Here is a 6,962-nt window from a genome sequence, read left to right as displayed (position 1 = left end):
GGTGGGGGTGGTGTGGGGGAGTGTGGTTGACAGAAGAAGAGATTGTGTTTCCATGGTTGTCATGGGAAACCGCCCAATGGTTTCCACCCGTGCAACCCCTTGACACCCCGGGACCCGGTCCTGGTGTGTGTGGGGTGGTGTGGGTGGGGTAGGTTTCCGGTGGTTATAGCGTGGGGGAAACGCCCGGTCCCATCCCGAACCCGGTAGCTAAGACCCACAGCGCTGATGGTACTGCACTCGGTAGGGTGTGGGAGAGTAAGTCACCGCCGGAATACACGTCAGAAAAGAGGGTCGAGGCCCCACACCAGGCATGGTGTGGGGCCTCCCCACATTTAACAGCACGCTTCCCGGACGGGGGTGGCACAACCCCACGGCCTGTGGTGGTGGCACGACCCCACGGCCCTGAACGGTGGCGCGTACGGCCCGGACCGGTGGAACGCTCACAGCCCCGTGGACGGCACCCCTCATCGGTGCGGCACGCACTGCCGCCGCCGGCACCCACGGCCCCGGAGGCCGGACCCAGACTCCGCACGCCGCTGCGTGCTCGGCAGGCAAGCCCCGCGCGGGGGCCGTGAGAAACGGGTCCATCCCCCTCGATACCGACCTCCGCCCCCGGCGGAGCAGTTCACCACCCCGCGGGCCGGCAAACCCCGCATCGGCACCGTCCACAGGTCCTCACCCGCGACACCCCACCGGGACAACAACACGTTGCCCGCCAAGAACCCCGTCGTCGACGCCCGCGGTGCCTGACGTGTGCCCAGGACGCGGAGATCGGCGGGAGGTCCCGCAGATACAGCTGTGGCGCGTCGCTCGAGGAGCAACGCGCCACAGGGTGGGCCACCGGGCATTGCCAGCTACTGTGCCGGCACAGGGGGAGCGTTGCGGAGTGTGCCGTCCTTGCCGGTGAGGATCCGGTTCATGATGGCGGCAATGGCCCCGTCTCCCGTGACGTTGCAGGCGGTGCCGAAGGAGTCGATGGCCACGTAGGTGGCAATCATGAGTCCCACAGCCGTCTCGTCGAAGCCGAGGGACGACTGCAGGATCGCCACGGCCGCCATGATGGCGCCGCCGGGGACACCGGGTGCCGCCACCATGGTGACTCCGAGCAGGAAGATGAAGCCGACGTACTGCCAGGTGTTGATCGGCATCCCGGAGATGGTCATGATCGCCAGCGAGAACAGCACGATCTTCATCGTGGAGCCCGACAGGTGGATGGTGGCGCACAGGGGCACAGTGAACCCCGCCACGCGCCCGTCCACTCCGTTGCGTCGGGTGCACTCGAGCGTCACGGGGATGGTCGCCGCGGAGGAGGACGTTCCCAGTGCGGTTGCGTAGGCCGGCAACATGTTCTTGAGCAGCACGAGCGGATTCCGCTTCGTCACCACCCCGGCAATCGTGTACTGAATCAGCAGAATGACCACTGTCATGACGAAAGCGAGGATGACCACCCGCAGGAACGTGGAGATGACGAGCACGATCTGCCCGTTCATGGTGAGGCTCAGGAACATGCCGAAGATGTAGATGGGCAGCAGGGGAATGATGATCTTCTCGACGATGCGCATCACGATGGTGCGAAGCTCGCCGAATCCCTGGTGCAGCGTGGTGCCGCGCACGAAGGTGATCCCCACGCCGAGGCAGAAGGACAGGACGAGTGCTGTCATCACGTCGAACACCGGTGGCATGGTGATGTCGAAGTAGCCGCTCAGAGCGTGCTCCTCCGGGTTTTCCAGTCCGTCCACGGCGGTGTGACCTCCCAGGAGCCACGGATAGGTGGACTTGGCCACCAAGAACGCGAGCAGCCCGGCAAAGACCGTGGATCCGTAGGCCATGGCGGCGGTGGCCGCGAGCCATTTGCCCGCGCCCTTGCCGAGGTCCGCGATGGCGGGGGTCACGAGACCCACGATGATCAGAGGGATGAGGAAGCCCAGGAACTGGCTGAAGATGCCGTTGAAGGTCATGAACACGCGGGCCAGCCACTCGGGGAAGAAGAGCCCGAAGACGGTGCCCAGGACGATGGCCACGAGGACCCGCAGCAGCAGGTTTTTGGAGAGAGATCTCAAACGCATGCTCCATTATCAACGGACGGTGAGCGGGAAGTGGTCAGGCGCTCCCGGGTCGCGTCGAGGGGACGTGACGGACCGGCACGGTGTCCCGCCTGCCTGCGCCGTCCTGCGTCCACTCGGCCCGCAGTCCACGAAACTGAGATTCCACGCGGTCCAGGGCCTCGTGGCTTTGATCCTTGTGCCGACCCCGCCGGCTGTCCAGCATTGGGATGGCAGCGGGCGGCATTTGTAGAATGCTCACCAGACCACGGGGCGGGCTCCATCGCCGCCCCTCAGAGCTAGGCCACCGGCCGCAGTAGGAGACTCCCCTTGAGCGATTCTGAACAGCACGGCTCCCGCGATCACTCGGATCGCCCAAGCGGGGGTGACCGCGGCGGATGGCAGCGTCGCCAGGACCGGGGCCCGTCACACGGCGGCGGGTCCTCACGGGGTGACGGCGGGCGGTCCGACGCCGCCCGGTCGTCAGCGCGGGACGGATCCCGCGATCGCGCGGGCTACCGGGGACGCGACGACCGGCCCGGCGGTGGCCAGGGAGACCGGCGTGAGGACCGTGGTGCCGGCCGTGGTGGCTACGAGCGCCGTGGAGACGACCGCGGAAGCTACGGGCAGGGCCGCGGGGATCGCACCGACGACCGTGGTGGCTACCGGGGTTCCGCCGACGGCCGGGACGCGCGGGGCGGTGCTCGATACGGCGACCGTCGGTCGGATGACGTGCGTTCCCGCGACGGCCGGAGCGCCGAACGCGGTGGCTACGGTGGCAGGGAGAGCCGGAACGGTTTCGACCGCGGGGAGCGGTCCGGCCGGGACGAGCGAGGCGGACGGCGGGGCTCCGGTGATAACCGGGGCGGTTCGGGCTACACCCGTGGCGAGGACCGCCGCGACGAGCGCCGCGACGAGCGACGCGGCCAGCGGCACGACGGCTACCGCGACAGCCGCCCCGGTCGGGACGACCGCTCCGGTGCCCGCCGGGAGGGTGGCGGAGAAGGGCGCTGGACCGAGCGGCGTCGTGAGGATCGGGGAGCCTCACGCGATGGCCGTGGCGGCAACGAGCGCGTCGGTGGTGGCCGAGACCGCCAGGGCTACAGCTCGCGCGGCGACGACCGCCGGGAGGACGGGCGCGGTGACCGGGCGGGGGACCGTCGGGACAGCCGCGGTGGGGGCTACGGCACCCGTGGCGACCGGGGCGGATTCGGCTCCGGCGCCGACCGTCGCGATGACCGTCGGGGCGCCGGGCGCCCGGACCGCCGAGGAGACCGCTCCGACCGTCCCGGCCAGGACCGCCAGGGACACGGCAACCGGGGTGGGTTCCGGGACGAACGCCGCAACGACAGGCACGAGCGGCGCCCCGAGTGCGGCACCTACGCCCGGGACGAGCGCCGCGGGGGCCACGACGACGCCCGCCCCCGCTTCGTGGCCCCGGAGATCGACGCGGACGTGACCGGCCGCGAGCTCGACCGCTCGATGCACCACGAGCTGAAGGCGCTCGAGCAGAGCAACGCGGAACGGGTGGCCCAGCACCTCGTGATGGCCGCCCGTTACCTGGAGGAGGACCCGGAGTTCGCCCTGGAGCACGCCAACGCCGCGGTCCGCAAGGCCGGGCGCATCGGCGTGGTGCGGGAGGCTGCGGGAGTGGCCGCCTACGCCGCGGGTGACTTCGCGCTCGCCCTCAAGGAGCTGCGCACCCACCGCCGGATCTCCGGGTCCCAGGAGCACCTGCCCCTCATGGTGGACAGCCAGCGTGCGCTGGGGCGCGCGGACAAGGCCATGGAGGAGGCGACCTCAGAGGCCGCCGCGTCCCTGGACGCCGCAGGCCAGGCGGCGCTCGCCATCGTCGTCTCCGGGATCCACGCCGATGCCGGGGACCACGACGCCGCGCTCGCCGCCCTGGAGATCCCGCAGCTCGACAAGAACCGCGGTTTCTCGTACAGCCCCGGCCTGTTCCGCGCCTACGCCGAGGCACTGCGCGCGGTGGGGCGGGACGACGAGTCCATGACCTGGGAGCGCCAGGCCATCGTGGCGGAGGCCGCCCTGGGTGTGGGCCAGTTCTCGGAGCCGGAGATCGTGGACCTCGGGGACGACCTCGACGAGGACGAGGCGCGGCGCACCGTCCGGGACGCGCAGCGCCGGCACAGCGCCCCCCGCCCCGCGGACGAGCACAGGACGGGCACGGACGCCGACGACGCGCGCCCCGCCGGAGACGACATGCAACGGGCGGAGAGCCAGGCAGCGGCAGGCGACGAAGAACCGGCCCGTGACGACGACGCGCGCCGCGCTGGCCCGGAGGATGCGCCGGAGCGCGACGACCTGGGACACGAAGTTCCGGGAGGCGACGACCAGGAACGCGAAAGGACGCACGAGGCAGCAGCGGCACCCGGCGTTCGCCAGGGCACCCTGTCGTATTCCGCGGACGCGGCCACCGCCCCGGTGGGCGCCGATGATGCCGCCACCGCTGGTGGCAACGCTGGTGCTGGTGCCACAGGCGGCGGCGTCGGCGCGGCGCAGGACGAGAAGGAGGGGGTGGGCACCGCGTCTCACGACGAGGCGGCAGCCCCGGGCGCCTCGGACGGCGCCGAGGATTCCCCCGCCGATCGTGAGCAGGGCGCCCGTGAGTGAGGCCACTGCGTCCGCCTCCCCGGACGGGGACGCGGCAGGGAGCGGTGCGGACGGTGCGCTGATCGAGCGGTTCGATGCGCTGCTGTGCGACCTGGACGGCGTGGTCTACGCGGGCCCCACCGCGGTCGACGGCGCTCCGGAGGCTCTCGAGCGGGTCCGGGCCACGGGCCGCCCGGTCGTGTACGTGACGAACAACGCGTCCCGCCCGCCGGAGGCCGTGGCCGAGCACATCACCTCCCTCGGCGCGAGCACCGGGGTGCAGGATGTCGTGAGCTCTGCACAGGCCGCGGCGGCCCTGCTCGCGGAGCGGTTGAGCCCCGGTGCGCGGGTGCTGGTCACGGGGTCGCAGGCCCTGAGGGACGAGGTCCGCGCCGTGGGGCTCGTGCCGGTGTCCTCGCAGCAGGACGCGCCGCAGGCCGTGGTGCAGGGCTTCGATCCCCACCTCGGGTGGGAGCAGCTCGCGGAGGCGGCCTTCACGCTCGCGGATGAGTCCGTGCTGTGGTGCGCCACCAACACGGACCGCACGATTCCCAAGGAACGGGGCATCGCCCCGGGCAACGGGACGCTCGTGGCCGCGGTCGCCGCGGCCACCGGGCGCGAACCGCTCGTGGCGGGCAAGCCCGAGGCCCCGATCTTCCGGGAGGCGGCAGAACGGGTAGGGGCCACGCGCCCCGCTGTGGTCGGCGACAGGCTGGACACCGACATCCTGGGTGCGCACAACGCCGGGATGGAGAGCATCGAGGTGCTCACCGGAGTGGACTCCGCGGCGGGTGTGCTCGGTGCGTGCACCGCACAGCGCCCCACCTACCTGCTGGCCACGCTGCGGGAGCTCTTCGAGCCGTACCCCGAGGTGGCCACCGGGCGCACGGGTGACCGGGTGAGCGCGACGTGCCGGTCGGTGCGCGCGGAGGTCGCGGGCGACGTCGTGACCATCACGGCGGAGACCGGTGACCTCGACGGCTGGCGTGCGGCGTGCGCCGCGTGGTGGGCCGCACACCCCGAGGAGGACGAGGCAACCTCGCCCGAGGTGCGCTGGGAGCCTGTGTCGTGATCACGCCGGGGACGGGCGTGCCCGGTGCCGAGGACGGCCCCGGCCGAGCAGGCGGAAAAACGGGGCGCCCGGAGCAGGACGGTGCCGCGAGCGTCGGCATGGCACCCGGGCCCGCAGGCTCCGGTCACGAGCAGGGTGACGCGCAGGAGATCGGGGGAGGGGGGCAGGAGGCAGGACCTCCGAGAACCGGGCTGGATCCCGTGGACCGGGTGCTGGCGCGGGAGGACGAGATCTCCCGGCTGCCCGTCACGGAGCGGGCCGCGGCCTACGAGGACCTGCACCGGGAGCTGGAACGAATCCTGAACGAGGACCCGGGGAAGCTGCCGCACGGTCTGGTGGCCGCGTCAGGCCGCACTGACCAGGGCGTGCCGCCCGCCGCAGGCACCCCGGGCGGGTGGCTGCAGCGGTGACGACCCGTCTGGACCGGGAACTGACCGCGCGCGGGCTCGCGCGCTCGCGAACCGTGGCCGCCGAGCGCATCCGGGAGGGTCGGGTGTCGGTGAACGGCCGCCCGGCCACGAAGCCCTCCGCGCCGGTGGGGCCCGAGGACGCCCTGACCGTCGAGCCCTCAGACCGGGACGAGTACGCGAGCCGCGCGGGCCACAAGCTCGTGGGCGCCCTGGAGCACTTCCCGGCGGTGGACCCGCGAGGGAAGCGGTGCCTGGACGCCGGAGCCTCGACCGGCGGCTTCACGGACGTGCTGCTGCGGCGCGGAGCCCGCGAGGTGGTGGCCGTGGACGTCGGTCACGACCAGCTGATGCCCGAGCTCCGTGCGGATGCCCGGGTACGGGTGCACGAGGGTCTCAACGTCCGGCACCTCGACCCGGAGCAGATCGGCGGCCCCGCCGAGCTCACCGTGTGCGACCTCTCCTTCATCTCCCTCACCCTCGTGGTCCCCGCACTCGCCGCGGCCACGGTGCCCGGCGGCGACCTCCTGCTCATGGTGAAGCCGCAGTTCGAGGTGGGGGTGCACAACCTCTCCAGGACGGGAGTGGTGACCTCGCCGACGGCCCGCGCGGAGGCGGTGCGGCGCGTGCGGGAGTGCGCGCTCGGCGTCGGCCTGGAGGTGCGGGGCAGTGCGCCCAGCCCGCTGCCGGGGCAGGACGGGAACGTCGAGTTCTTCGTGTGGTGCCGCCGCCCGGTGGCCGCTGTGGGCGTCGGAGCGCTCGCGTAGTCTTGGCGGAGTCAGCCCACCGCGGGAGTCGATCGCAGGAGGATGGTCAGCAGCACGTGAG

At 72.0% G+C, this 6,962-nt stretch carries 5 protein-coding genes and 1 rRNA gene; 5 read left to right on the top strand and 1 reads right to left on the bottom strand.

Annotated features, from left to right (window positions below; genetic code table 11):
• Positions 1-155 precede the first annotated feature (155 nt).
• A 5S ribosomal RNA gene (gene rrf, locus EAE32_RS11635) occupies positions 156-272 on the top strand.
• Between the two features lie 582 nt (positions 273-854).
• Here the strand turns inward: rrf and EAE32_RS11625 are convergent.
• Positions 855-2,066 (bottom strand): dicarboxylate/amino acid:cation symporter, encoded by a 1,212-nt coding sequence (locus EAE32_RS11625; protein ID WP_121865279.1) that lies wholly within the window; start codon positions 2,064-2,066, stop codon positions 855-857.
• A 708-nt stretch (positions 2,067-2,774) separates the two neighbouring features.
• Here EAE32_RS11625 and EAE32_RS12075 point away from each other — a divergent pair.
• From EAE32_RS12075 to EAE32_RS11600, 4 genes are all read left to right on the top strand, one after another.
• Positions 2,775-4,676, top strand: a complete 1,902-nt coding sequence (locus tag EAE32_RS12075) for a hypothetical protein (RefSeq protein ID WP_243635706.1) — start codon at positions 2,775-2,777, stop codon at positions 4,674-4,676.
• Between the two features lie 58 nt (positions 4,677-4,734).
• On the top strand, positions 4,735-5,727 hold the full coding sequence (locus EAE32_RS11610) for an HAD-IIA family hydrolase (protein ID WP_121865291.1): 993 nt from the start codon (positions 4,735-4,737) through the stop codon (positions 5,725-5,727).
• 98 nt (positions 5,728-5,825) lie between these two features.
• The gene (locus tag EAE32_RS11605) at positions 5,826-6,137 is read left to right on the top strand and encodes a hypothetical protein (protein WP_124035179.1); all 312 of its coding nucleotides are present in this window, start codon (positions 5,826-5,828) and stop codon (positions 6,135-6,137) included.
• Positions 6,134-6,901, top strand: a complete 768-nt coding sequence (locus EAE32_RS11600) for a TlyA family RNA methyltransferase (RefSeq protein ID WP_121865276.1) — start codon at positions 6,134-6,136, stop codon at positions 6,899-6,901. Before EAE32_RS11605 ends, EAE32_RS11600 begins: the two co-directional genes overlap by 4 nt.
• The last annotated feature ends 61 nt before the right edge of the window (positions 6,902-6,962 follow it).

The sequence above is a fragment of the Kocuria tytonicola genome (assembly GCF_003687175.1).
Classification (GTDB): Bacteria; Actinomycetota; Actinomycetes; order Actinomycetales; family Micrococcaceae; genus Kocuria; species Kocuria tytonicola.
Note: the sequence above shows the minus strand (reverse complement) of the source record. Positions and strands in the feature narration are given on the sequence as shown.

Excerpts from the sequence above, each read along its gene's own strand:
- EAE32_RS11625 (WP_121865279.1), bottom strand. The coding sequence starts at position 2,066 with ATGCGTTTGAGATCTCTCTCCAAAAACCTGCTGCTGCGGGTCCTCGTG.
- EAE32_RS11605 (WP_124035179.1), top strand. The coding sequence starts at position 5,826 with ATGGCACCCGGGCCCGCAGGCTCCGGTCACGAGCAGGGTGACGCGCAG.